Source organism: Rhizobium sp. L1K21, from assembly GCF_024055895.1.
In the GTDB taxonomy this organism is placed as follows: Bacteria; Pseudomonadota; Alphaproteobacteria; order Rhizobiales; family Rhizobiaceae; genus Ensifer_A.
This window is the reverse complement of sequence record NZ_JAMXLE010000001.1, coordinates 636,115-659,565: the sequence shown is the minus strand read 5'-3', so window position 1 is coordinate 659,565 and position 23,451 is coordinate 636,115. Positions and strand designations below refer to the sequence as shown.

27 protein-coding genes and 1 pseudogene are annotated in these 23,451 nt (G+C 58.3%); 22 read left to right on the top strand and 6 right to left on the bottom strand.

The genetic code is table 11. From position 1 onward, the window contains the following. Positions 1 to 68 precede the first annotated feature (68 nt). Positions 69 to 989, top strand: coding sequence for a DUF2493 domain-containing protein (locus tag NHF56_RS03125; RefSeq protein ID WP_252801493.1), 921 nt, complete (start codon positions 69 to 71; stop codon positions 987 to 989). Between the two features lie 237 nt (positions 990 to 1,226). On the opposite strand, the gene NHF56_RS03120 is transcribed toward NHF56_RS03125, so the two are convergent. From NHF56_RS03120 to NHF56_RS21000, 3 genes are read right to left on the bottom strand one after another with little or no spacing between them, the layout of a single operon-like run. Next, positions 1,227 to 2,306, bottom strand: a complete 1,080-nt coding sequence (locus NHF56_RS03120) for a tetratricopeptide repeat protein (protein WP_252801491.1) — start codon at positions 2,304 to 2,306, stop codon at positions 1,227 to 1,229. A gap of 27 nt (positions 2,307 to 2,333) precedes the next feature. Further along, positions 2,334 to 3,470 (bottom strand): N-acetylglucosamine-6-phosphate deacetylase, encoded by a 1,137-nt coding sequence (gene nagA, locus NHF56_RS03115; RefSeq protein WP_252801489.1) that lies wholly within the window; start codon positions 3,468 to 3,470, stop codon positions 2,334 to 2,336. Beyond that, a complete protein-coding gene (locus tag NHF56_RS21000) occupies positions 3,463 to 4,107 on the bottom strand; it encodes an acyltransferase (RefSeq protein WP_252801488.1) in 645 nt (214 codons plus the stop codon). The genes nagA and NHF56_RS21000 overlap by 8 nt, the downstream gene beginning before the upstream one ends. A 530-nt stretch (positions 4,108 to 4,637) precedes the next feature. On the opposite strand from NHF56_RS21000, the gene NHF56_RS03105 reads away from it, so the two are divergent. Both NHF56_RS03105 and NHF56_RS03100 read left to right on the top strand, forming a co-directional pair. Beyond that, entirely contained in the window at positions 4,638 to 5,078 is a 441-nt protein-coding gene (locus NHF56_RS03105) for a hypothetical protein (RefSeq protein WP_252801486.1), read from the top strand. 582 nt (positions 5,079 to 5,660) lie between these two features. After that, on the top strand, positions 5,661 to 5,984 hold the full coding sequence (locus NHF56_RS03100) for a DUF736 domain-containing protein (RefSeq protein WP_252801484.1): 324 nt from the start codon (positions 5,661 to 5,663) through the stop codon (positions 5,982 to 5,984). Between the two features lie 67 nt (positions 5,985 to 6,051). On the opposite strand, the gene NHF56_RS03095 is transcribed toward NHF56_RS03100, so the two are convergent. Next, positions 6,052 to 6,270, bottom strand: a complete 219-nt coding sequence (locus NHF56_RS03095; RefSeq protein ID WP_252801482.1) for a helix-turn-helix domain-containing protein — start codon at positions 6,268 to 6,270, stop codon at positions 6,052 to 6,054. Positions 6,271 to 6,449: 179 nt separating this feature from the next. Here NHF56_RS03095 and NHF56_RS03090 point away from each other — a divergent pair, with 179 nt between their 5' ends. The 12 genes and pseudogenes from NHF56_RS03090 to NHF56_RS03040 all read left to right on the top strand — a co-directional run. Next, positions 6,450 to 6,776 carry a DUF2285 domain-containing protein gene (locus NHF56_RS03090; protein ID WP_256995375.1) on the top strand — a complete coding sequence of 109 codons (327 nt, stop codon included), beginning with the start codon at positions 6,450 to 6,452 and terminating at the stop codon, positions 6,774 to 6,776. Between the two features lie 115 nt (positions 6,777 to 6,891). Then, entirely contained in the window at positions 6,892 to 7,188 is a 297-nt protein-coding gene (locus NHF56_RS20995; protein ID WP_373456241.1) for a transcriptional regulator domain-containing protein, read from the top strand. Further along, a complete protein-coding gene (locus NHF56_RS03085) occupies positions 7,094 to 7,657 on the top strand; it encodes a DUF2285 domain-containing protein (protein ID WP_252801479.1) in 564 nt (187 codons plus the stop codon). The genes NHF56_RS20995 and NHF56_RS03085 overlap by 95 nt, the downstream gene beginning before the upstream one ends. Before the next feature lie 126 nt (positions 7,658 to 7,783). Beyond that, complete coding sequence (locus NHF56_RS03080) at positions 7,784 to 8,059, top strand: AlpA family transcriptional regulator (RefSeq protein WP_252801477.1); 276 nt, start codon at positions 7,784 to 7,786, stop codon at positions 8,057 to 8,059. Positions 8,060 to 8,068: 9 nt separating this feature from the next. Next, the gene (locus tag NHF56_RS03075) at positions 8,069 to 9,181 is read left to right on the top strand and encodes a replication initiator protein A (protein WP_252801475.1); all 1,113 of its coding nucleotides are present in this window, start codon (positions 8,069 to 8,071) and stop codon (positions 9,179 to 9,181) included. Next, positions 9,178 to 9,816, top strand: a complete 639-nt coding sequence (gene parA / locus NHF56_RS03070; protein ID WP_252801473.1) for a ParA family partition ATPase — start codon at positions 9,178 to 9,180, stop codon at positions 9,814 to 9,816. Before NHF56_RS03075 ends, parA begins: the two co-directional genes overlap by 4 nt. Further along, on the top strand, positions 9,813 to 10,058 hold the full coding sequence (locus NHF56_RS03065; protein WP_252801471.1) for a hypothetical protein: 246 nt from the start codon (positions 9,813 to 9,815) through the stop codon (positions 10,056 to 10,058). The genes parA and NHF56_RS03065 overlap by 4 nt, the downstream gene beginning before the upstream one ends. After that, positions 10,055 to 10,567 carry a DUF2840 domain-containing protein gene (locus tag NHF56_RS03060; RefSeq protein ID WP_252801469.1) on the top strand — a complete coding sequence of 171 codons (513 nt, stop codon included), beginning with the start codon at positions 10,055 to 10,057 and terminating at the stop codon, positions 10,565 to 10,567. The genes NHF56_RS03065 and NHF56_RS03060 overlap by 4 nt, the downstream gene beginning before the upstream one ends. Continuing rightward, the gene (locus NHF56_RS03055) at positions 10,564 to 11,169 is read left to right on the top strand and encodes a S26 family signal peptidase (RefSeq protein WP_252801467.1); all 606 of its coding nucleotides are present in this window, start codon (positions 10,564 to 10,566) and stop codon (positions 11,167 to 11,169) included. Before NHF56_RS03060 ends, NHF56_RS03055 begins: the two co-directional genes overlap by 4 nt. A 164-nt stretch (positions 11,170 to 11,333) precedes the next feature. Next, entirely contained in the window at positions 11,334 to 11,954 is a 621-nt protein-coding gene (locus NHF56_RS03050; protein ID WP_252801465.1) for a transglycosylase SLT domain-containing protein, read from the top strand. Positions 11,955 to 12,204: 250 nt separating this feature from the next. Further along, positions 12,205 to 13,965: a DUF3363 domain-containing protein gene (locus NHF56_RS03045; protein WP_252801463.1), complete on the top strand. Its 1,761-nt coding sequence runs from the start codon at positions 12,205 to 12,207 to the stop codon at positions 13,963 to 13,965. A 217-nt stretch (positions 13,966 to 14,182) separates the two neighbouring features. Further along, positions 14,183 to 14,651, top strand: a pseudogene (locus NHF56_RS03040) (site-specific integrase); the annotation flags it as partial. A 47-nt stretch (positions 14,652 to 14,698) separates the two neighbouring features. On the opposite strand, the gene NHF56_RS03035 reads toward NHF56_RS03040, so the two are convergent. Both NHF56_RS03035 and NHF56_RS03030 read right to left on the bottom strand, forming a co-directional pair. After that, positions 14,699 to 15,313 (bottom strand): hypothetical protein, encoded by a 615-nt coding sequence (locus NHF56_RS03035; RefSeq protein WP_252805006.1) that lies wholly within the window; start codon positions 15,311 to 15,313, stop codon positions 14,699 to 14,701. Next, positions 15,310 to 15,660, bottom strand: a complete 351-nt coding sequence (locus NHF56_RS03030; protein ID WP_252801462.1) for a hypothetical protein — start codon at positions 15,658 to 15,660, stop codon at positions 15,310 to 15,312. The genes NHF56_RS03035 and NHF56_RS03030 overlap by 4 nt, the downstream gene beginning before the upstream one ends. Positions 15,661 to 16,040: 380 nt before the next feature. Between NHF56_RS03030 and NHF56_RS03025 the strand changes: the two genes are divergently transcribed. The 7 genes from NHF56_RS03025 (at position 16,041) to trbJ (ending at position 23,445) form a co-directional block, all read left to right on the top strand. Next, on the top strand, positions 16,041 to 18,026 hold the full coding sequence (locus NHF56_RS03025; protein WP_252801460.1) for a conjugal transfer protein TraG: 1,986 nt from the start codon (positions 16,041 to 16,043) through the stop codon (positions 18,024 to 18,026). A 10-nt stretch (positions 18,027 to 18,036) separates the two neighbouring features. Further along, positions 18,037 to 18,477, top strand: a complete 441-nt coding sequence (locus NHF56_RS03020; protein WP_252801458.1) for a CopG family transcriptional regulator — start codon at positions 18,037 to 18,039, stop codon at positions 18,475 to 18,477. A gap of 175 nt (positions 18,478 to 18,652) precedes the next feature. Continuing rightward, a complete protein-coding gene (gene trbB / locus NHF56_RS03015) occupies positions 18,653 to 19,636 on the top strand; it encodes a P-type conjugative transfer ATPase TrbB (protein ID WP_252801457.1) in 984 nt (327 codons plus the stop codon). Beyond that, positions 19,633 to 19,965, top strand: a complete 333-nt coding sequence (locus tag NHF56_RS03010) for a TrbC/VirB2 family protein (RefSeq protein WP_252801455.1) — start codon at positions 19,633 to 19,635, stop codon at positions 19,963 to 19,965. Before trbB ends, NHF56_RS03010 begins: the two co-directional genes overlap by 4 nt. Continuing rightward, the gene (locus tag NHF56_RS03005) at positions 19,965 to 20,225 is read left to right on the top strand and encodes a VirB3 family type IV secretion system protein (protein WP_252801453.1); all 261 of its coding nucleotides are present in this window, start codon (positions 19,965 to 19,967) and stop codon (positions 20,223 to 20,225) included. The genes NHF56_RS03010 and NHF56_RS03005 overlap by 1 nt, the downstream gene beginning before the upstream one ends. A gap of 8 nt (positions 20,226 to 20,233) precedes the next feature. Beyond that, complete coding sequence (gene trbE / locus NHF56_RS03000; protein WP_252801451.1) at positions 20,234 to 22,675, top strand: conjugal transfer protein TrbE; 2,442 nt, start codon at positions 20,234 to 20,236, stop codon at positions 22,673 to 22,675. Next, on the top strand, positions 22,672 to 23,445 hold the full coding sequence (gene trbJ / locus NHF56_RS02995) for a P-type conjugative transfer protein TrbJ (RefSeq protein WP_252801449.1): 774 nt from the start codon (positions 22,672 to 22,674) through the stop codon (positions 23,443 to 23,445). The genes trbE and trbJ overlap by 4 nt, the downstream gene beginning before the upstream one ends. Positions 23,446 to 23,451 lie beyond the last annotated feature (6 nt).

The following is a 23,451-nucleotide window of genomic DNA, read 5'->3' as shown; positions in this document are numbered from 1 at the left end:
CCGCCCGCCGTCTTGTCTGCCTATGAAGGCCGCGGCGGGCGCGGCCAACCGACAAAGGGAGCCACACGATGACACTCGACGACGACACCTTCGAACCCCATCACGAATCCTCGCCGACCGAGCACGCGCTGAACGAACTGGAACTCCATGGCTACCGCCACGACGGGCACGGACCGGACCCACGCCTGGTCCCGGAGGACAACGTCATCGCAGGTGCCGTCTCCGACATCTTCGACGCCCTGATCGCCACCATGGCGGATACCGCCCTCGATGGCGAACTCGACGAACTGCTCTGGTCGACCGTCAACATGTTCCATCGCGCCGCCGACCGGCTCGAACGCAAGCTCGACGACAACGAGCAGGCCCAAAAGCGCGGGCAGCGCGAGCAGGACGGCTCTGAAATCAAGGCCGTCGAGCTCGAACGGCTCATCGAGACCGGACAAGGTCTCATCGAGTGGCGCGACAGCCTGGAGGTTTTCCGCGACAGCGCCGCCGAGCACTATCTGCGCACCACCGGATCGCCCTGGTCGCCGCGCACCGGCTCAAAGGTCAACCACCGCGGACTGACATCGGCGATGATCGACAGTCGGGACTTCATCGCCGAACGCAAACGCGCCAACCGCGAAGTGTTGTTGCCCGCCGGTCCGAAGGTCGCGGTCTCCGGAGGCGCCGATTACAACGATCACAAGCTGATCTGGGACAAGCTCGATCAGGTGCACGCCAAACATCCGGACATGGTGCTGATGCATGGCAAGTCGCCGAAAGGCGCCGAGAAGATCGCCGCCCGCTGGGCCGATCATCGCAACGTCACCCAGATCGGCTTCGCGCCGGACTGGACCAAGCACGGCCGCGCCGCGCCCTTCAAACGCAACGATCAGATGCTCGATGTCCTGCCGATCGGAGTCATGGTGTTCCCCGGCACCGGCATTCAGGAGAACCTCGCTGACAAGGCTAGGAAGCTCGGTATTCCGGTTTGGCGGTTCGGATGAACCACCTAGCTACCGGCCCCGTCGGGTGGAATCGCCATCGCACAAATCTCTTTTGCTCACCCCTACAGGCGTTATGGCGCAAAATCTTCAGGAGGCGAAACAGAAACAAATATTGATTCGGTTACTCTTTTTACGTTGAAGCCCCTTGATGCCGCGACGCATCGTATTAAGACGCGCAGAATCCTTGCAAATCTTGACGTAAACGCTGCATTCCGCATGATTCACAGCAGCAGAAACTTACTCCCTTGCTGAGTAGTCAGGAAGCTTACGACGGATTGCCTCCAGTCGCTCACCTTCAGCCCTAAATTCTTTGAGATCTACATCTTCCAGCATGACAGCCGTTTCATTGGCTTCAGCCCACCGGTTATCTGAGATATAAATCTCCGCAAGCCCTAATAGAGATCGGCTGACTTGCAGTTTTTCTGTATTCCTGTCTGCAAGGCGAAGAACTTTTCGATATGTATCCCTCGCTTTGTCGCTTTCTCCCCTCTTAAACTGAATGTCACCCTTCATTACAAGGCACATATTTAATCTATATTCGTCATTTAATCTCTTAAAACATGATATCGAAAGCTCGATATACTTGTCCGCTTTTTCCAACGCGCTAGTATAAAAATATAGTGATGCAAGTGCATAGTTCAAACCAGCAATCATTACCTCCTTGTCGTTCTCATCCGTTATTTTCTCGGCGATCTCGAGAGATTTTTTGTAATATTTCTCGGCTTCAGGATAGTTCTTTGTTCTACGTTCGATGACCCCTAAATGGCGAAGTCCCTTCGCCTCGTAAAACGCATTTCCTGTATCCTGGCTCAGCTCCATCCCGTGGATAATTGGACGCTTTGCCTCATCGTATCGTCCTAGTTCGACAAGTGACCAACCGACAGAATCAATTAATGCAGATATCTGCTTGTCCACTCTCTCGGATCGAGCGGCTGCCTCTTCAACAACTCTTCCGATTTTTAAGCGGGTTGAAAAGCTTCCGGACTCAAACAATGGGCGGCTGAGCGCCTCACCAATTCTTATTACCTCTACGTAATTTTTACCTCGAAGAGCTTCTCTAAGGGTCCCCAGAAGGCTGTCTTCGAAGGCTTCTGACGGCTCAGGTCGAGACTGAAATGGAAGCGCGCCAAAAACAGAAAGCATAGTTGTCACTGAGCCCGCCGCCACACTTGATGTTACAAGAAGGGATGCCTTCAGGTAGGGTAACGTGGTGTTGGTAAGAAAGGTTAGGCCGAAGTAATCATGTGCCTGCAAAACTCCGAAAAAGAAGGCGAATGCAGCAATAGTCGCTCCCATAAACACTTTGAGATGTTTCATTTTGCCAATCCTTTTGGAAGAATCGCTTTAACCCCAAACTTGTTTTCCGTTCACGTAGGTCCGAGTGACGTTGAAATCTGAATCCAGGATCGCAATATCAGCCGCGAGGCCTTCGCGTAACTCGCCTGTTTCTTCAGAAAGACCCAGATACTGCGCTGGATTACGAGACGCACAGTTAATTGCTTCATAAGTGGGGCATCCTGTGAACTCGATCATGTTCCGTACAGCTACGTTCAGCGTAAGGATGCTTCCAACCAAAGTCTCAGTTCCTTCGAGAACTGCGCGGTCCGGTCTTTTTTCGATCGACCGTGTTCCGATCTGGTGAATTCCTTCATCAAGGCCAGCGACCGCAGAGCCGTCCGTGATAAACATGACTTTTGACTTGTCTTGCTTGCACTTCCAGAAAACACGAACAGATGGCGGGCTTACATGAATACCGTCAGCTATAATCGAGCAGAAGTAGTCATCCCTATCCAGAGCCGCGCCTAGGACACCCGGGTTTCTTGAATTAAGATCAGACATTGCATTGTAGACATGTACGATCATCATTCGAGAAGCATCAAACACACCAACAAGATCTTCGTACGATATTAATGAATGTCCGACCCCAACTCGGAGTCCTCGGTCGACCAAGTCTTTAATGAACTGCTCGCCACCATCAAGTTCTGGTGAAAACGTAACTATGCGAACGTCATCATTTACATACGATGATAAATCGCAATCAATTGGCTCCATCATTAGATCGGCGGCTTGAGCCCCAACTTTTCCAGGGTTTAAAAACGGGCCTTCAAGGTGAAATCCAATCCACTTGGCACCCCCAGCACCAGCGGCGGCGGCTTTCAACTGCCTCAGGTGACTGGGATACTCTAAAAATGGTTTCGTCGTAACAGTTGGACAAAACGATGTTGTTCCAAACTTCGGAAGCCCTTGGCACACAACAGGGATGGCGTCCGCATCAGACTTGAACTCCTTACCAAATGCCCCGTTGATTTGAACGTCAATGAAGCCAGGCGCAATCAAATGGTCATCAGGAATCCGCGTCGCACCATCCACAAATGAGCTTTCAGTATCGATGATTTTGCTTATCCTACCGTCACGGATAACCACCTGGCCGTGAACGATTCTATCGGGTAGCGCGAGATTTCCTTGAATTGTTTCAGTCATCGTAGACCTTTCGTGTTATCGGTTCGATAGCATTGAAGACAACTGTATTCTCGGGAACAGATTTTGCCACAAGAGTACCTGCCCCAATGACGCAGTTGCTACCTATATTGACCCCATCAAGGATCGTTACGTTTCCGCCCACCCAAACATTGCTTCCGATACTTATTCCTTTCCGGACATCTCCCTGGAGCATGGTGGGCAACTCGCGACTTCCGAACGCATGGTTGCTGGCGATAATGTAGCAGTTGGCACCAACTATGGTGTACTGTCCAATGCTGACCCCTCCCCCACCATGGATTATGGTATTTTGTGCAAAGGCGCATTGTCCCTCGACGTTAATGAATCCGCCGTAAGCGTCGAAGTAGCAGTTCTCTTTTAGATATGTTTCAGGTCCAAAACTGATGCCGAAGTCCCTCAGACTAGATCGACCATTCAAGATCACCCCTGGTTGAAGTCGGCAGGATCGACTTAGCCTTATTTGTTCAGGATTTCTTATATCCACCGAGTAATGAATATCAAAAGGACTGATTTCTGATCCGAACTGGTCTATCAACGTGTAGTTGAATGCCCCTTGCCTCACCAACTCAAACAATGAACGTGACTTACGGATAGCACTCACTATGAATTTATTCGGCACTTAAGAGCCTCCGAAATGAGGGCCTGATCGGATTCACCGATCTCCAACGCGTTCTGGTCTCTGAGCTTCATTGCCAAAAGCTTTTTCAGCCATATATCTTTCTCATCGTAAAAAAGTCGAAGCACCCCCTGTGCTTGAAGCCGAGTTTCTGTCTTCAAAGAACGGTAGCGCGATCCTCGATGCTCATATGCTTCCACTTTCCCCATTTCCGAATATCCTGACAAGTTACGGGACTGAACGATCACGATCCTCGTATTTGAACTTCAATATACAAATCCGTGACTTCCAGGCAACGCGCAGGGTCGCACGTCTGGCGATTGCAATCTGTGGCGATGCAGTACATTTCGCTCCGATATGCATACAGCATTTTCGCGCCCGGTGTCGCACCGTTTCTAAGAGCAAGTCTCAATATCTTACGCACGAACTAGGCCCTCATCTCGCCATTCAAGCGTCGATGTGATAAATATCCGTGGCGTCATGGTGGTGGTGGAAGCGCGACCGTTCGGACCTCATCTTACGGAGACACCACCATGATCATCTTGGCAATCATTGCATCCCTTGCTGCAATTGGCGCCCTCTGCTGGTTGCTGTTCACGCTCGCGACCTTCGCACTACCAGCTTTCGCCGGCCTGGCTACCGGAACGTGGGCCTATCAGTCCGGCGCCGGCCTTCCGGGAAGTCTCGTCGCAGGCATCGGCTGCGCCGGCCTCGTGTCCGGCATCTGGTATTTTCTCATCATTGTTGTCCGCCCTATGTGGATGAAGATGGTCGTAGCGCTCGCTTTCGTCGCGCCCGCTGCGATCGCCGGCTATTTCGCCACCCATGGCATCGTGAAACATCTGATACCGATGGAAACCTGGCAGACTGTCTTCTCCGTGATCGGCGCGGTGGCGGTCGGCATCACGTCCTTCGTGCGCGTGACCTCCATGGCCCCGCCCAGACTTACCGAGCGGACCCCCGCCAGCATCTGAACGCACTTGCACGCGAAGCCGAGACAGGGGTTGAGGTCTGTTGCCGCGCCCGTATCGAAGGTTGAGCAATGTGGGGCGTGGTATCGGACGGATCGACGATTTCGGTTGAGCGCCGGCGCTCCCGGACGGCATGGCGTGAGTTGCCCCGAAACGCGCGACCGGCGACGGACGCAGAGCGGCTTGTTTCCGCATCAGGTGGCATCGCTGGGTATGAAGCGGACTGGCCTGCAGGGCCGAAGACGATTTCCGTGCCTTCGCCGGGCTTAAACCGGGGTGTTCGGTATTGCCAATCTCTCCTTGCACGATCCCTTTGAGCCGACCGCTCCAAACGGCCTCTTCAATGGGCTGATCTGGCCGAAGGCCGGCTGCGCCTCGATCGCCTGTAGCTCAATGGCGCCCGTCAAGTTTCTTCCCCTGCCGGCTGCGCCGCCATTCCTCGCGAGGCAATAAACCCGCCGGATCGCCATCCTCCGCTGACGCTGCGGTCGCAAGCGATGCGCCGTCGATCGCCTCCGGCCTCTCCGATCGCCATCGAGGCCGCAATGGTGCGGGATCGAAACCAAAGATCAAGGAGATATCATCATGGCGACCATTGGCACCTTCAAGAAATCCGGCAACGAATTCACCGGCGAAATCGTCACCCTCAACGTCCAGGCAAAGAATGTCCGCATCGTCCCCGAGGCAAGCCAAACCAGCGAAAACGCTCCCAGCCACCGCGTACTGGTCGGCCGTGCCGAAATCGGAGCTGCCTGGTCCAAGCAGTCCAACGAAGGTCGTGACTATCTCGGCCTCAAGCTCGACGATCCAAGCTTCACCGCACCGATCTACGCCAATCTCTTCAGCGATGAAGACGGCGACGGATATTCGCTCATCTGGTCTCGCCCCAGCCGGCGCAACGGCGAGTGATCCGATTGAAGACCTCCGCCCGGCTAGCCCGGGCGGACCATTACCTTATGTACCTCTTCACGAGCACTTAAGACTGCTCGTCCGGTTCGACTAATTTGACATGATCGACGCCAAGAGCCTGGGCCAGCTCGTAAAGAGTGATAACGGTTGGATTCCTGCGACCGCGCTCCAGACTACTGAGATATTGCTGGCTGAATCCGGAACGCGCTTCGACTTCTTCCTGCGTCAGGCCTTTTTCCCGACGAAGGCGGGCGAAGTTCCGACCGACCAGTTTGCGCATATCCATGCGCAGGAAGATTGCGATTTACACACTTTAAGTTTATCAACTATAGTATGTAATTCGCAACTTTGTTTGTTTTTGACGTTATGGGGCCAATTGTGATCTGCATTCCCGGCAAGGTTTAAAAGTTCGTTTTCCAGCACTTTCGGCTTCTCGTAGGTAACGGATTGCCGGACCTTGTGCAAATGTGTTCAAATTGTGTTAATGGAATAGGTGGGATTTTAAGATCCGCCGCAACGGGACGATATATGGCCAACCGGGATTATCTTGACGAACCACCCGCCGAGGATCGGGTTACGGATTATGACCGGTCCCAGTTGAAGACCTATCTGCGGCTCCTCGACGCGGACGCTGATGGTGCGGATTGGAAGGAAGCGGTGCAGATCATTTTCGGGATCGACCCGGATGAGGATGGCGAGCGGGCGTCACGTATCCATTCCTCCCACCTCGCCCGGGCACGTTGGATGACCGAGCGGGGATACCGCGATCTCATGAACGGAAGCGCGCATTAGTTCCGTGATGCGTTTTAGACAACACGCCTTGCCTAAACGGGGACTAGCCAAGATGCAATCAGAACGCGATCAATTCCGCCCGGAGCACTCTTGAGCTTTAGGTGGAGGCATATCCATGGCGGACCATTCCAATTGGCGGCACTCAAAAGCTTATGATTACGTCGAGCAACTCGACCCTGCTCAATTGGCATGGGAATTTCTACGCCGGAATCCCGACTATCAAAAAGACTACGATAAAATTCCGGAGCAGAAGCGCGAAACCGCCAGCGACGACTTGAGCGAACAGTGGGGGCTTCGATTTCCCGGTTTGCCCGAACATGCGCTCGATCGACACGGATATCTTCTTCACACCGCAATCCGATCCTGGAATGCTCATCCTGACGTCGCAATCGCCGGTCCTCGCATCCCCTAATAATCCCGCTATTGTTCTGCAAGAGCAGGCAACGCGCGAAGCGCCCGAAGGGCATTATCTCGATATCCAGTTAGCGGGACAGCGCTTCCCTGCCCTGTTTCTGGAAAGCACGCCCCCAGACGGTCCCGTGGTCGCCATCACGCCTTTCAACCATTCGATGCAGCTCCGTACCGATACGATTCATCGTTTCGCCGCAGCTTATTGGAAACGACGAGCGCTGCCAGATCCTCGAATAACCCCCTATCGCACACGCAATCTCCGGCAAATGCTCCAGGTTCTCGACGGTCACGGCGCTGGCGCCTCCTATCGAAAGATCGCGGAGGTCATGTTCAACACCGGCATTGTCACAGCCGCGCAATGGAAGACCATGCCCGAGCGCGATACAGTCATGCGCCGGTTCCGCGAAGGCCGGAAACTTGTCGCCGGCGGCTATCGTGAACTTCTGTTTCAAAGTCGATCCACGTTCTGACTTCAAACAGGGTGCGAAAGCGCCGTCAATTCTTCGCACTCCCCCTCGCCGGCCTTTCTTCTCCATCGTGCTCGCATGAAGCCGCCGATATCCGGCGGTCTCCAAGTTAATCACGGAGGCACGATCATGTCCGCGACGCAACCCGGCTTGCCGCCACGCTTTCTCAGAACCCCCGAAGCCGCGCGCTTTCTTGGTCTTTCCGGGCGCACCCTGGAAAAACACCGGACCTACGGAACAGGCCCTGCCTATCGCAAACTCGGCGGTCGGGTCGTCTATTCTGTCGAAGACCTGCAGGCCTGGGCAAATCGTGGCGCCAAGATATCGACCTCCGATCCGGGCGTCGGCACCATCCTGCCCGCCAAGCCACATGCCAATCGGCCTTCAAGCTCAAACGGCCGCTGATCCATCAGCATGACGCGATCATCCAAATCAGAGCGGCAGCAGCTCGAATTGTTTCTGGCACTCCCCAGCGACTTTGCCCCCCGTGATGCACAGGACCTCATGGCTTATCCGTTTTTCAGCCTGTCGAAATCACCACGCACCACGCCGATCGATTATCGGTCCGGTCCGGTGGCCATCAGGGTCGAGGCGGTGCCAGAACATGGCATGGCGACGATCTGGGACGCCGACATCCTCATCTGGGCGGCAAGCCAGATCGTCGAAGCCAGGGACAGTGGGCTTCGCACCTCCCGTCTCATGGCAGCAACGCCCTATCAGATCCTGACCTTCATCGGGCGCGGCACCAGCGCACGCGACTATCAGCGCCTCAAGGCAGCGCTCGATCGCCTGCAATCGACCACGGTTGCAACGACATTGCGCCAACCTCCGCGCAATCCACGTGCACGATCCGGCCCTGGAGACAGATCATCATCACGGATGCATCGCTTTTCCTGGATCAATGAGTGGACGGAACGCAGCGATAACCGAGGCATTCCCGAAGGCATAGAGCTTATCGTGCCGGACTGGTTCTACAGGGCCGTTCTGGATGACGCGCTCATCCTCACGATCGACAGGGCGTATTTCCGACTGACGGGTGGACTTGATCGCTGGCTTTACCGGATCGTGCGCAAGCATGGCGGCAAGCAGCCCGGTGGCTGGCGCTTCGATTTCCGCCATCTCTATCTCAAGTCCGGCAGCCTCTCACCCTTCAAGCGCTTTGCCTTTGAACTCAGAACCACGGTCAAGCGGCAACCACTGCCGGGCTATCGTCTTTTCCTCGAATTTGACGCGCGCCGCACGTTGCTCGCCTTCGAACGGACGACCTGTGGACAAGCTGTGGACGCCGTCGTGCTATCGGGAACCCAAACTATCGTGCCATCGGGAACCGGCACCTCGTGCTATCGGGAACCCGAACCAAGGTTAAATGCTGACAATCACAGGGGTAATCGCTCTCTTAACTTAGACTCTAACAAAGAATCTAACTTTTTAAGAGGCGACCGTTTTGGGGAAAACCCGGATCAGAACGACGTCCCGGAACCTGCTGACGACACTCCGAGTGCGCAAAATCGCGGAGATGCGTCATGATCGTCGCGCTCCTCAATCAGAAGGGCGGCGTTGGCAAGACTACGCTTGCCCTCCATCTCGCCGGCGAATGGGCGCGACGCGGTGACCGTGTCACCCTCGTGGATGCCGATCCTCAAGGTTCGGCTCTCGACTGGTCGGAGCAACGCGCCCGGGAAGATCTGCCCCGTCGTTTCGGCACGATCGGTCTTGCGCGCGATACGCTCCATCGAGAGGTACCGGAACTTGCCCGAACTGTAGATCATATCGTCATCGATGGACCGCCCCGTGTGGCCGGGCTTATGCGCTCGGCTCTGCTTTCCGCCGATCTCGTCCTCATCCCGGTACAACCGTCACCCTTCGACGGCTGGGCTTCAGCGGAAATCCTGCGTCTGATCGAGGAAGCCCGCATCTTTCGACCACAGCTCATCGTGCGCTTCGTTCTCAATCGCTGTGCCACGCGCACGATCATTGCCCGCGAAACATCGCAAGCCTTGAGCGATCAGGATCCGCCGGCAATGCGCACAACCATTGGACAGCGCGTCGTCTACGCAACTGCCGCGCAGATCGGTCGGCTCGCCTTCGAGATCGACGGGGACAGCCAAGCGGCCAATGAGATCGCCACGTTGGCTGCCGAAATTCGGGAGCTCATACCATGACGGATCACTCCACCAGGCGCGGTTTCGCGGCACGCCCGAGCGATCCCGAGGGCTGGATCAAATCGGCAAATCGGTCCGAAGCGAAACGCCCGGACTATACCGCGCGGCTGACCATCGACATCACCCCCGAATTGCGCGGACGCATCAAGATCGCGGCTTTCGAACGCGGCGTCACGGTCGCCGACATGCTGCGCGATTTACTCGCACGGGAATTCCCGGAAATCACAGGAGATCAGCCATGACAGGCAGTTCAGTGCCGCCCAGGCCAGGCGTCAAAGAAGATCGTGTCGACCATATGACGCGCGTCGAACTCACATGGATCGAAAAGCGCATCGAACATTGGATTCGCTTCGGTAATGTTGCCGAAGAACAAGTTCTCGACCGTAAGCGGCGGGTGGTGGGCTTCGCGCCCGGAAGCATCTTCGCGTTCGTCCGCTGGGCGGCGAACGACTATGGCACCATCATCTCACGCATCGATATTGTCAGCGCGGTCGAACCGGGCGCGCCATATCAGACCCTTCCTTTCGTGCGCCCCGGTGGTGATATCCTGCTCAAGATCACCGGTTGGCCAAAGGTCGAGCGCGTCCTTCAAACAATCGACGCGATTGAAGCACTCGGCATCGATCCCGCTGACGCCGCGCCAGACTATTGGCGCCACGTCCACAGCCGCCTGATCGTTGGACACGAGCCGCGCGGCTACAGCCGGGCTCAGCATCACGCCTGGCGGCTGCGACAAAGGTCGCAACAATGACCCGGCTTGGTTACATACTAGTCAGCACACTTGGTGCGCTTGCGGTTGGGGCCCCGACATTCGTTCCGGCAGCGCCGAAGCTGATTTGGAACGCTTCAGCCAGCGCGCCGATCGGCCTCTATTCAGTGCAACGGGCGGGACACCTTGCGGTTTCGGATTTCGTTGCCGTCATGCCGCCGGAACCCCTCGCCCGCATGCTCGATCAGCGCGGCTATCTTCCTCTCGGTGTGCCGCTGATCAAGCGCGTCGTTGCGTTGCCACCACAGTCGGTCTGCCGTCATGGTCTCCAAATAACCGTCGATGGGATTGAAATGGCGGAAGCGCAAGAGCGGGATCGGCTTGGCCGGGCCCTGCCCGCCTGGGAGGGATGCAGACGCATCGGCGATGGCGATATCTTTCTTCTCAATTGGCGGCATCCCGACAGTTTGGATGGTCGGTATTTCGGGCCACTACCGCAAAGCACGATCATCGGTCGTGTAGTCCCCTTGCTCACCGAAGAAACGGGAACCGGCCAATTTGAATGGCGGGCTTCGGCTGCGCGAGCACATCGCTCTGGTAACTCCAATTCTATTCCCACCACCCAGAATGACACCGAACGATGATGGATATAGGACAAATCACGCCTGCAAGGGAGAGGTTCCCTCCCCCTCCCCCTCCCCCTCACCCGTATCTCCGCCTCCTTACCGGTTTGCTGGCCTTCAGCATTATTCTGCCCGTTTTCCCGGAACGGGTTATTGCGCAGCCCGCGACAGCAAAGACACGGTCGGTGACAGATCCATATGACACATATGTCACTGAAGCGTCGCATCGCTTCGGACTTTCCAAGCGTTTGCTCTATGCGCTCATGATGGCCGAAAGCGATGGGATCGTGCGTGCGATCTCACCAAAGGGCGCGATGGGTCTGATGCAGATCATGCCCGACACCTGGATCGAGCTGAGCGCCAGATATCGCCTCGGCAACGATCCATTTGATCCGCGCGACAACATCCTCGCGGGCGCAGCCTATCTGCACGAACTCCACGAAAAATACGGATCGCCGGGATGCCTGGCCGCCTACAACGCCGGCCCTACACGCTACGAAGAGTATCTCGTCGGAGGCCGTCCGTTGCCTCTCGAAACGCGCAACTATGTTGCGGTTCTTGCGCCCTATGTCGATGCCTCCGCCACTTCCCTCGCAGCAATCCCGATGCAGATCAGTCGCAGCGACTGGACAAATTCGCCGCTCTTCGCCGCGCAAGCCGAAGACGGTACGGCAGCTGTTCCGCTGACATCTTCTGTGCAGCCTAAGACCAGGCCAGAACCACAGGCTGACAGCAGCGACGTGGGTCTCAAACCTCGCGATAGCGGGCTATTCGTCACTTCATCGCAAGCGAGCGCTCGCCAATGACTTCAAGTGTATCATGGCGAAGAGAAGCGAGCCTCCGCAAAAAGACGGTGGAAATGCATACTAATAGGAAAGACACGACCAAGGGACGGCGAGATAAAAGGCGCACGCCGCTCGAACCACAAGTCATTGAAATGACATGGGTTCCGGCGTGCCGGTCGGTCGGGCCGCGTGCCGCCGCCAATGAATTGTCATGTGATTTCAAAGCTGTTTGCGGCACCGCGGCTAGATTCCGGTATGAGGAAGGAACGCGATGAGCAGCGACGACCGCGACTTCCGTATCCGCCCCGGCCGCATCATTGACAAACGGGTTCCGCGCCAGAAGAGCTTCATCAACCAGGTGATCCGTGCCGCCAAGAAGTCCGGGCATGTCTCAAGCTCGGGAGGCGGTGGCCGCAGTTCTGGATACGGCCGATCGAGCTTCGGCCGAGGCCGCACGCGCTTCGCCCGCGCTCGTCTGTTCAGCCCATCCAGGCGCGTCGTCGTCAAGGCCCGCGTCGTCCGTCACAAGGGCCGCGCTTTTCGCTCCGCGCCTCTCACCGCCCATGTCGCCTATCTGAAACGCGAGGGCGTCACGCGCGATGGCGAGCGCGGTGTCATGTTCGATGCGGCGAGCGATAACGCTAACGACCGCGCTTTCGCCGAACGCTGCGAGGACGACCGGCATCATTTCCGCTTCATCGTCTCACCCGAGGACGCCGCAGACATGCCGGATATGAAGGCGTTCACACGCGATCTCGCTCGGCAGATGGAATCCGATCTCGGCACGAGACTCGACTGGATCGCCGTCAATCATTGGAACACCGACAATCCACATGTCCATTTGCTGGTCCGCGGCGTCGACCAAACCGGCGTCGATCTCGTCATCTCCCGCGACTATATCAGCCGTGGTCTGCGCTCGCGCGGTGAGGAACTGGTCTCGCTGGAACTCGGCCCGAAGCAGGAACACGAAATCCGCGCAACGCTCGAAAAGGAGATCACCGCTGAGCGCTGGACGAGCCTCGACCGCGAAATCCGTTTTGCCGCCGACGATACGGGGCATATCGATCTCCGCCTGGATGCTGGTGACTTGAGCGACAGCGAACCTCGCCGGTTGATGATCGGCCGCCTGCAACATCTGGAGAAGATGGGCCTCGCCGCCCCCGCCGGTCCCAGCGAATGGATGGTCGGCCTCGAGGCCGAACGCAAGCTGCGCGATCTTGGCACGCGTGGCGATATCATCAAGACCATGCACCGCGCCTTTGTTGAGCGTGGCCAGGACCGGGGCATCAGTGACTTCGCGATCGAGACCGGAGAAGAAGGATCACCGATTATCGGCCGGCTCGTGGATCGCGGCCTGCATGACGAGTTGACTGGCGAGGCCTATGCCGTGATCGATGGCACCGACGGTCGCGCCCATCATGTCCGCCTCCGGGGCATCGAGGCCTTCGAGCACGCGCCGCCCCTCGGCGGCATCGTCGAAGTGCGGAGGTTCCGCGGGACCGAGAACCGACGACCCACTCTCGTGCTGGCTCTACGGTCGGATCTCGATCTCAATGGTCAAATCGTTGCGCACGGCGCCACCTGGCTCGATCACCGGCTGGTCGAACGCGCTCCCATGCCGCTCTCGACGGGCGGGTTCGGTGGTGAGGTCAACGAAGCGTTGAAGGAACGCGCGGAACACCTCGCTGATGAAGGGTTCGCGCAACGGCAAGGACAGCGCATCATTCTGCAGCGCGACCTGCTCAACACGTTGCGACGTCGCGAGTTGGACACCGCAGCCGCAAAACTCGCCGATGAAACCGGATTGCCCCATGTGAAATCCGCGACGGGTGAGCACCTCACCGGCACCTACCGCCAAAGGCTAACGTTGTCCTCTGGTCGCTTTGCCATGATCGACAATGGTCTCGGCTTCCAGCTCGTGCCGTGGTCGCCGCCGCTCGAAAAGAAATTAGGGCAAGAGGTCTCCGGGTTGATGCGTAGCAGTGGCGGGGTCGATTGGAGTTCCGGTAGGAGGCAAGGCTTAGCCCTGTAGAACTCAGCATTCGAAGACGCTGGCTTTTGAGGCGCTAGCTCGCGCGCGGATGCTTACAGATGCCGCTACGAAAGCTCCGACGACCACGGCGGAAATGCCCGAAAATGATATCAATCCGCATTCCGCTCCGTCTCTCGAGCCACACGAAATTGAACATTCGGCGGTTTCCTGGGTGTCGAGCAGCAAATAGGTCAGCGGCTCCCTAGGCCTCGCGCCGTTGGTCGAGCGCGGCCGCGCCTATGTCGAGGCCTCGTCTTCGGCCAATACGCGTCGTGCATATGCCGCCGACTGGAGGCATTTTGTCGGATGGTGGCGGCGCCAGGGGTGATCTCCCCCACCCCCTGAACCTGAAACGGTGGGGCTTTACATTACCGCGCTCGCGTCCGACAGAGGACCATCCGGTCGCAGATACACATCTGCCTCGACCATCGAGCGGCGTTTGTCGGCTCTTTCCTGGAACTATAGCCAGCGTGGGCTTCAGTTCGACCGCAAAGACCGCCATATCGCCACCGTTCTCGCCGGCATCCGCAACAGCCACGCAGCACCGCCTCATCAGAAAGAGGCCATCCTGCCGGAAGAGCTGATTGCCATGCTGGTTACGCCAAATCGCCGCACACTTCGGGGCTTGCGCGATCGCGGCCGTGCCGTTGGACGGCTTTGCGGGCGGCTTGCGCCGCTTCCGCGTCAACCTTACCAAGGCGACCGGGCTGCAGCCAAAATTTGAGATAATTTATTATTTAGCCAAGGGCCGAATAAAAGCCGACCTGAGCTTTCGGGAAATCTCATTTGAGAGACGCTCCATATCACATCCAAAATTATCGCTGGGACTGGAGAATATGATGGCCTGATGCATTTCCAACTCGTCTGTTTCAACCTCGGACAGGCTGGTGGCCCTGAAACGTAACCTCGCAGCTTTCAGCGAAGCTGTCATCAATTTGTGTCTAATAGATTTCAGTTCTCTGACTTCAGTGGAAATATCAACTCCACATAGAAATTCAAGCTCACTCGTGGCTTGATCCAAATTTCCAAATACGATTGAAGCCTCGTTCAGAATATAATAGGTGCTGTAAATAGCCCAAAAAAATGGCTCGTCGTCTTCATTGACGAAATAACCGGCTTTGCACCTTTCATCAAGGAAAGTAAAAAAATCGGCGTCGCGCGCTTCGCTCAGAACATCAAGTGATTTTGTTAGAAGCTTTTGAGTTCGAATTACCACCTCACTTCTAGTGGCATAATCAATTTGGCGCTTCCAAGTGGTCAAAGCTGCCAAAGCTACCACAAGCGTTGCAACAGCAGCGCCTGCCTGAATTCCATATAAAGCCAGAGTCCAAATCTCAAATCTGCTCACGCGATACGGATTCTTTCTTCAGTTATTTTACCGTTAGTCACCGTTAGCTTGAAGAGATCACCATCTTTTTGCGTTCCTGGTTTTTTCGCAAAGAAGTGGCATTTGGCAATTCGCTTTTGCCCCGCTGCATTAAAATCTATAACACAAATGTCGTTATCAATTTCAACACGGTGGTTCTTGCCCCACTTCACCGTGACAATGTCAGCCTTGTGAAGGTTTTTTACCTTTGCAATTCTGTCCAAAAGGACGTCCAGTTCATTGACATCTGCAGTGCTTTTTTTTGTGGACGTGCCGGTATCTCTTTCGAGGATGGCGAACACCGCTTCATCTTTGTCTACTTCGTACATATGTCTTCCTCTTGCAACTGCTAGTAATCAAACATTAACCATTCTCGTCGTCAACAAAAAACAACTAGGAGATGCTCTCGTTAAACCTCAGCGTAGTTTTCGCCTCATCTCAATCGGCGTTCACAAACAATCCTTAACTCGCCCACTCCATTGCTGGAAATGTCATCTATTTCAACTATATCGACTGCTTAGGAAAATGCCTTGAACCGTTGCGCGCTTTGCCAAAATAGAGCGACGCCCCTGATTAGGTGGTAATTCAACGGCGCTATTCAATCGATCAAGTGGGGCTGATCGTCCTTTTTACGCTCAACTGTAACCGTTTACTCAATTACCTCACAACGGCACTTGATAACTAAACTGCCAGAGGCGTTTGTGGCCGAATGTCCGCAACCAAAATCCTCTGGGGCCAGATTGCCGTTGTCTTCCTGATCGTCCTCACAACCACGTGGGGCGCGACGGAATGGGTTGCCTGGCGGCTTGGTTTCCAGCCGCAGCTTGGAATGCCGTGGTTCAATCTGGCGGATTTCCCCTTCTACTATCCGCCAGCCTTCTTCTGGTGGTGGTATTCTTATGAGGCCTACGCTCCTCCGATCTTCGTCGAGGGGGCAATCATTGCAGCTTCGGGAGGATTTATGTCGATCGGCGTGGCCATCACGATGTCGGTTTGGCGCGCGCGGGAAGCCAAAGACGTCATTACCTACGGTTCCGCACGTTGGGCCGAACCGCAGGAAATTGCCAAGAGCGGCTTGCTTGGATCGGATGGCGTCGTCCTCGGCAATTTCGAGGAACACTACCTGCGTCATAACGGACCGGAGCATGTGCTTTGCTTTGCACCAACGCGGTCGGGCAAAGGCGTCGGCCTAGTGGTTCCCTCGCTCCTGACCTGGCCCGGCTCAGCCATCGTCCACGACATCAAAGGCGAGAACTGGGATCTGACCGCCGGCTTTCGCGCCAAACACGGCCGCGTGCTGCTCTTCGATCCGACCGACCCAAAATCGTCCCCCTACAATCCCCTGCTCGAAGTCCGCCGCGGTGACTGGGAGGTGCGTGACGTGCAGAACGTCGCCGACATTCTCGTCGATCCCGAGGGGTCGCTCGAACGACGCAGTCATTGGGAAAAGACCGGCCACTCGCTTCTGGTCGGCACCATCCTGCATGTCCTTTATGCCGAACTGGACAAGACACTCGCGGGCGTCGCCGCGTTCCTCTCCGATCCGAAGCGGCCGATCGAGGCTACGCTCAAGGCAATGATGACAACACCGCATCTGGGCGACAAGGGTCCCCATCCGGTTGTCGCGTCCGCAGCACGGGAACTTCTGAACAAGGCTGACAACGAACGCTCCGGCGTTCTCTCCACCGCCATGTCGTTCCTCGGGCTCTACCGCGATCCCGTCGTCGCACGGGTGACCCGGCAGTGCGACTGGCGCATCGCCGATCTGATCGACGGAGAACAGCCGGTCACCCTCTATCTCGTCGTGCCACCCTCGGACATATCGCGCACCAAACCTCTCATACGATTGGTGCTGAACCAGATCGGACGCCGACTGACGGAAGATCTGCAAGCAACGAACCGGCGCCAGCGCGTGTTGCTGATGCTGGACGAATTCCCGGCACTCGGTCGGCTGGATTTCTTCGAGAGTGCCCTCGCCTTCATGGCGGGCTATGGACTCAAGGCCTTTCTCATCGCGCAATCTCTCAACCAGATCGAGAAAGCCTATGGTCCAAACAATGCGATCCTCGATAATTGCCATGTTCGCGTGAGTTTTGCCACCAATGACGAGCGCACCGCGAAACGGGTTTCGGACGCGCTCGGTTCGGCGACCGAAATGAGGGTCATGAAGAACTATGCCGGCCATAGGCTCGCACCCTGGCTCGGGCATCTGATGGTTTCGCGGCAGGAGACAGCAAGGCAATTGCTCACGCCTGGCGAAGTAATGCAACTACCGGCGGATGAAGAAATCGTCATGTTCGCCGGACTGCCGCCGATCCGGGCGAAGAAAGCGCGCTACTACGAAGATCCAAGATTTACCGAAAGGATCATGCCCCCACCTGATCCGGCAAGATTCGAACCACACGTAAACGATGATTGCTGGACAGCTCGTATTGTCGGCGTGCCCGGAAGTCCAGTCTCCGAGGATCAACATGAAGCCGAAGATGCCGTTGATGGCGGTATCCGACGTGAGCCAGACCTCCCCGAGCATGAGGAGATCGTATTGCAGTCCGAGGAGCCGACGCCATCAACGGAATTCGACATGCTCGAGGACGACGCCGACGAGCCAGCGAAACAGGCCCGGACATTTCGTCGGCAGAGCCGTCAAATCGCCCGCCAGGCAACCTTGGATCCCAATGACGGCATAGATTTATGAGGAGTCGATCATGCGCAGCCGGATGAATGTCTATTTCCCGCCAGAGATGCTGAAGCAGATCGCCGATCTCGCTTACCGCAAGGGCCTGTCCCGTTCCGCGATCGTTGAGGCGGCCGTGGCGTCGTTTCTCTCTCCCGATGGATCCGATCGGATGGAGGCAGCTTTCACACGCAGGCTCGACCGGCTCACACGACAGGTCCAGCGGTTGGAACGGGACATCGGCATCAGTGCGGAGACATTGGCGCTCTTTATCCGCTTCTGGCTCACGATCACGCCACCACTTCCCGAAGACGCAAAATCATCCGCTCAGATCAAGGGCCGCGAACGTTTCGAAGGCTTTGTCGAGACGCTTGGCCGACGGTTGCAAAAGGGCCAGAGCTTCTTGAGGGAAATACCGAATGATGTGGACGTCTCGGAAGCACAGGCTCCGCCTCACGACATGCCGGAATAGGTTTAGCTGCACCGCGACACGAAGGAGTGCGCATCGCTGTCTCGCCGTTTCCCTGTCTTTTCACGCCACGCCCCTACTACGCCCTTGAAGCTGTTGCGCGAGGCCATTTTCTGCCTCTCTTACTCATCCCCGAACCGGGATCGCCGTCGCGATCCCAACCAAAATCGGGGGCGAGATGTCGGCGACCTTTCACAAATCGGAAACATCCTCGCGCGGCGCACGCATGCTGCGCACCGCGCTCGGGCCGACCATCGCGCGCTTCCTCGAAGAGCCCGGCATCGTCGAGGTGATGCTTAATCCGGACGGACGGCTCTGGATCGATCGGCTGTCCGACGGACTTTCGGACACCGGTGCACTGGTCGTCCCCGCCGACGGCGAGCGGATCATCCGGCTCGTCGCGCACCATGTCGGCGCCGAGGTTCATGCCGGAAGCCCGCGTGTTTCGGCGGAACTACCGGAAACAGGAGAGCGTTTCGAGGGCCTGCTGCCGCCCGTTGTCACAGCCCCGACCTTCGCCATCCGCAAGCCCGCCATCGCCGTCTTCTCGCTCGACGACTACGTCGCCGGCGGCATCATGGACGTTGGCCAGGCCGATGCCCTTCGCACGGCGGTCGCCAGTCGAAAGAACATCCTTGTCGCCGGCGGCACCTCGACCGGCAAGACCACACTGACCAACGCGCTACTCGCCGAAGTGGCGAAGAGCGCCGATCGCGTCGTCATCATCGAGGACACGCGGGAACTGCAATGCGCCGCGCCCAACCTCATCGCCATGCGCACCAAGGATGGCGTCGCCACGCTCTCCGATCTCGTCCGCTCGTCGCTTCGCCTCCGCCCCGACCGCATACCCATCGGCGAGGTGCGCGGTCCCGAAGCACTCGACCTCCTGAAGGCCTGGGGCACCGGGCATCCGGGCGGCATTGGCACAATCCATGCCGGAACGGCCATCGGGGCGCTGCGCCGGCTTGAACAACTGATCCAGGAAATCGTCGTCACGGTTCCCCGCGCGCTGATCGCCGAGACCATCGATCTCGTCGCCGTCCTCTCGGGCCGCGGTTCCGAACGCCGTCTCGCTGAACTCTCCGCCGTTACCGGCCTCACACCCGGCGGCGATTACCACCTCACAGCAGTCACCCAAACCCCGGAAGGAACCACCGCATGATCCGTCCCGTCTCCCGCCCTCGCCGCCAGATCGCCATCGCCGTTTCGACACTCGCCATCACCGTGATGATGGCGCCTGCCGCCCACGCCGCTGGTTCATCCATGCCCTGGGAAGCGCCGCTCCAGTCCATCCTCGAATCCATCGAGGGACCGGTCGCCAAGATCATCGCGGTGATCATCATTATCGTCACCGGTCTGACGCTCGCCTTCGGTGATACCTCCGGCGGCTTCCGTCGTCTGATCCAGATCGTCTTCGGCCTGTCGATCGCCTTCGCCGCATCGAGCTTCTTCCTGTCCTTCTTCTCCTTCGGCGGCGGGGCGCTCATCTGATGAGTGGCGTTCCTGGCTTCATCGTCCCTGTCCACCGTGCCCTGACCGAGCACATTCTCCTCGGCGGTGCGCCACGTGCGATCGCGATTTTGAACGGCACGCTTGCCGCCGCGCTCGGCCTCGGTCTGCGCCTCTGGCTGATCGGACTCATCCTTTGGGCTGTCGGACACGCCGCCGCCATTTGGGCCGCGAGGCGCGATCCGCTTTTCGCCGATGTCGGCCGACGGCATCTGCGCATTCCCTCCCATCTGAGCGTCTGACAATCCCCATGATGAATCTCACCGAATATCGCCGCACCTCCACCCGGCTCGCCGACTACCTCCCCTGGGCGGCATTGGTCGGCGAAGGCGTCGTCCTCAACAAGGATGGCTCGTTCCAGCGCACCGCCCGGTTCCGGGGACCTGATCTTGACAGCGCCGTTCAGGCCGAACTGGTCGCGGTCGCGCGACGGCTGAACAACGCCTTCCGCCGCCTCGGTTCCGGCTGGGCGATCTTCGTCGAGGCCATGCGCACGCCCGCCCGCGATTATCCGGAAAGCACCTTTCCCGACCCGGCATCGGCACTCGTCGATGCCGAGCGCAGGGCGATGTTCGAAGAGGAAGGCGGACACTATGAGTCGCGCTACTACCTGACCTTTCTCTATCTCCCGCCGGTGGAAGATGCATCACGCTCGGAACGGTTCCTCTATGAGGGCCGAGAACGGGGTGGCGATGCCAATGCCCGCGAGCAGCTTCTGGATTTCATCGACCAAACAGCGCGCGTTCTGGCGCTGCTCGACGGCTTCATGCCCGAATGCACCTGGCTTGATGACGCCGAGACCCTGACCTATCTGCATGCGACGGTATCAACCAATCGGCACCGCGTCCGTGTGCCCGAAACCCCGATCTATCTCGACGCACTGCTCTCCGATCAGCCGCTCACCGGCGGCCTCGAGCCAATGCTGGGAGACGCCCATCTGCGCGTTCTGACCGTCGTCGGTTTCCCGAGCGAGACGACACCAGGCATTCTCGACGAACTCAACCGGCTCGCCTTCCCCTGTCGCTGGTCGACCCGTGCCATCCTGCTCGACAAGGTCGATGCCACCCGGCTTCTCACGCGTATCCGCCGCCAATGGTTCGCCAAGCGCAAGTCGATCGCCGCCATCCTCAAGGAGGTGATGACGAACGAGGCCTCCGTGCTGGTCGACACCGACGCCGCGAACAAGGCCGCGGACGCCGACGAGGCCTTGCAGGAACTCGGCGCGGACGTCGCCGGACAGGCCTATGTGACCGCGACGCTGACGGTGTGGGACAAGGATCCGCGCATTGCCGACGAGAAACTGCGGCTCGCCGAGAAGGTGATCCAGGGGCGCGACTTCACGGCAATGCCGGAAACCGTCAATGCGGTGGAAGCATGGCTCGGCAGCCTTCCCGGCCATGCCTACGCCAATGTCCGGCAACCGCCAATCTCCACTTTGAACCTTGCCCACATGATCCCGCTCTCGGCGGTGTGGGCGGGGCCGGAACGGGACGAGCATCTTGCGGCGCCCCCTCTGCTCTTCGGCAAGACCGAAGGCTCGACCCCGTTCCGGTTTTCCCTTCATGTCGGCGATGTCGGTCACACCATGGTGGTCGGCCCGACCGGCGCCGGGAAATCCGTATTGCTGGCACTGATGGCGCTGCAGTTCCGCCGCTACGCGCAGGCCCAGATCTTCGCCTTCGATTTCGGGGGATCGATCAGGATCGCCACGCTTGCCATGGGCGGCGACTGGCACGATCTCGGTGGCGGATTGACGGATGGCATCGAGGACAGTGTTGCCCTGCAGCCGCTGGCGCGCATCCACGATGTTCCCGAACGCGCGTGGGCCGGCGACTGGATCGCCAACATCCTGCGCCGGGAGGGCGTGACGATCGATCCCCAGGCCCGCGAGCATCTCTGGGCCGCGCTCACCTCGTTCGCCTCCGCTCCTGTCGAAGAGCGCAGCATGACGGGACTCTCGGTCCTGTTGCAGTCGCAGGACCTGAAGCGCGCCCTCCAGCCCTATTGCGTTGGCGGTCCCTATGGCCGTCTGCTCGACGCGGAGAGCGAACACCTCGGCCATGCGCCGGTCCAGGCTTTCGAGACCGAGGACCTGATCGGAACCGGTGCGGCGCCCGCCGTCCTCGCCTATCTCTTTCATCGTATCGAGGCGCAACTCGATGGGCGACCGACCCTTTTGATCATCGACGAGGGCTGGCTAGCGCTCGACGACGAAGGTTTCGCCGGCCAACTTCGCGAATGGCTGAAGACGCTCCGCAAGAAGAACGCTTCCGTGGTCTTCGCCACGCAGTCGCTCTCCGACATCGACAATTCCCCGATCGCGCCCGCGATCATCGAGAGCTGCCAGACAAGGGTTTTGCTGCCGAACGAGCGCGCCATTGAACCGCAGATCACCGCGATCTACAGGCGCTTCGGCCTCAACGACCGGCAGATCGAGATCCTCGCCCGCGCGACGCCGAAGCGCGATTATTACTGCCAGTCCCGCGCCGGCAACCGCCTGTTCGAACTCGCGCTCGGTGAAGTCGCGCTCGCCTTCTGCGGTGCCTCATCGAAAGCTGATCACGCCGCCCTGGCAAAACTTCTCGCCGAACACGGCCGTGAGCAACTCACGGAAGCCTGGCTGCGTACACGCGATATCGGCTGGGCAGCAGACCTCATTCCCAACCTCACCAATATGGAGACCCCATCATGACCCTCCGTCGCACCAGCGTGGCCCTGATCGCCGCATCCGCCCTTTCCTTGCCCGTTGCCCTGTCGCCGCTGACAGCACCGCCCGCCTATGCGCTCTTCGGCTTCGGTGGCATCGTCTTCGACCCGAGCAACTATGTACAAAACGTCCTGACCGCCGCGCGAACGCTCGAGCAGATCAACAACCAGATCACCTCGCTGCAAAACGAGGCGCAGATGCTGATCAACCAGGCGCGTAACCTGACGAGCCTACCCTACTCAGCGCTGCAGTCGCTTCAGCAATCCGTTCAGCGCACGCAGCAACTTCTGAACGAAGCCCGGCGCATCGCCTTCGACGTCCAGCAGATCGATCAGGCGTTTCAGACCACTTACGGCGAGGCCCCACTCTCGGCCTCCGACCAGGATCTGATAACCGGCGCCCGCGAGCGCTGGGAAAACACCGTTGCCGGCCTTCAGGACGCGATGCGCGTGCAGGCCGGTGTCATCGGCAATATCGACACCAATCGCACCCAGATGAGCGAGCTGATCGGCCGCAGCCAGGGCGCGACCGGGGCCTTGCAGGCAGCCCAGGCCGGCAATCAGCTTCTCGCCCTGCAGGGCCAGCAGCTCGCCGATCTCACCGCCGTCGTCGCCGCCAACGGACGGGCACAGGCGCTTGCCGATGCCGAACGGGCCGCCGCGGCCGAACAGGGGCGCGAGCAACGCCGCCGTTTCCTCGCACCGGGATCGGGCTACCAGCCGGGCAACGCCCGGATGTTCAATGGCGGCAATTGAGGCGCA

What these genes read in the sequence shown, in the direction of transcription:
- NHF56_RS03100 (WP_252801484.1), top strand. Translation starts at nt 5,661, where the DNA reads ATGGCGACCATTGGCACCTTCAAGAAATCCGGCAACGAATTCACCGGC.
- NHF56_RS03075 (WP_252801475.1), top strand. Translation starts at nt 8,069, where the DNA reads ATGACGCGATCATCCAAATCAGAGCGGCAGCAGCTCGAATTGTTTCTG.
- NHF56_RS03090 (WP_256995375.1), top strand. Translation starts at nt 6,450, where the DNA reads ATGTGTTCAAATTGTGTTAATGGAATAGGTGGGATTTTAAGATCCGCC.
- NHF56_RS03045 (WP_252801463.1), top strand. Translation starts at nt 12,205, where the DNA reads ATGAGCAGCGACGACCGCGACTTCCGTATCCGCCCCGGCCGCATCATT.
- trbJ (WP_252801449.1), top strand. Translation starts at nt 22,672, where the DNA reads ATGACCCTCCGTCGCACCAGCGTGGCCCTGATCGCCGCATCCGCCCTT.
- NHF56_RS03005 (WP_252801453.1), top strand. Translation starts at nt 19,965, where the DNA reads ATGAGTGGCGTTCCTGGCTTCATCGTCCCTGTCCACCGTGCCCTGACC.
- parA (WP_252801473.1), top strand. Translation starts at nt 9,178, where the DNA reads ATGATCGTCGCGCTCCTCAATCAGAAGGGCGGCGTTGGCAAGACTACG.
- NHF56_RS20995 (WP_373456241.1), top strand. Translation starts at nt 6,892, where the DNA reads ATGGCGGACCATTCCAATTGGCGGCACTCAAAAGCTTATGATTACGTC.
- NHF56_RS03085 (WP_252801479.1), top strand. Translation starts at nt 7,094, where the DNA reads ATGCGCTCGATCGACACGGATATCTTCTTCACACCGCAATCCGATCCT.
- trbB (WP_252801457.1), top strand. Translation starts at nt 18,653, where the DNA reads ATGTCGGCGACCTTTCACAAATCGGAAACATCCTCGCGCGGCGCACGC.
- nagA (WP_252801489.1), bottom strand. Translation starts at nt 3,470, where the DNA reads ATGACTGAAACAATTCAAGGAAATCTCGCGCTACCCGATAGAATCGTT.
- NHF56_RS03095 (WP_252801482.1), bottom strand. Translation starts at nt 6,270, where the DNA reads ATGGATATGCGCAAACTGGTCGGTCGGAACTTCGCCCGCCTTCGTCGG.
- NHF56_RS03030 (WP_252801462.1), bottom strand. Translation starts at nt 15,660, where the DNA reads ATGTACGAAGTAGACAAAGATGAAGCGGTGTTCGCCATCCTCGAAAGA.
- NHF56_RS03065 (WP_252801471.1), top strand. Translation starts at nt 9,813, where the DNA reads ATGACGGATCACTCCACCAGGCGCGGTTTCGCGGCACGCCCGAGCGAT.
- NHF56_RS03010 (WP_252801455.1), top strand. Translation starts at nt 19,633, where the DNA reads ATGATCCGTCCCGTCTCCCGCCCTCGCCGCCAGATCGCCATCGCCGTT.
- NHF56_RS03120 (WP_252801491.1), bottom strand. Translation starts at nt 2,306, where the DNA reads ATGAAACATCTCAAAGTGTTTATGGGAGCGACTATTGCTGCATTCGCC.
- NHF56_RS03080 (WP_252801477.1), top strand. Translation starts at nt 7,784, where the DNA reads ATGTCCGCGACGCAACCCGGCTTGCCGCCACGCTTTCTCAGAACCCCC.
- NHF56_RS03060 (WP_252801469.1), top strand. Translation starts at nt 10,055, where the DNA reads ATGACAGGCAGTTCAGTGCCGCCCAGGCCAGGCGTCAAAGAAGATCGT.
- NHF56_RS03105 (WP_252801486.1), top strand. Translation starts at nt 4,638, where the DNA reads ATGATCATCTTGGCAATCATTGCATCCCTTGCTGCAATTGGCGCCCTC.
- NHF56_RS03125 (WP_252801493.1), top strand. Translation starts at nt 69, where the DNA reads ATGACACTCGACGACGACACCTTCGAACCCCATCACGAATCCTCGCCG.
- NHF56_RS03055 (WP_252801467.1), top strand. Translation starts at nt 10,564, where the DNA reads ATGACCCGGCTTGGTTACATACTAGTCAGCACACTTGGTGCGCTTGCG.
- NHF56_RS03020 (WP_252801458.1), top strand. Translation starts at nt 18,037, where the DNA reads ATGCGCAGCCGGATGAATGTCTATTTCCCGCCAGAGATGCTGAAGCAG.
- trbE (WP_252801451.1), top strand. Translation starts at nt 20,234, where the DNA reads ATGATGAATCTCACCGAATATCGCCGCACCTCCACCCGGCTCGCCGAC.
- NHF56_RS03025 (WP_252801460.1), top strand. Translation starts at nt 16,041, where the DNA reads ATGTCCGCAACCAAAATCCTCTGGGGCCAGATTGCCGTTGTCTTCCTG.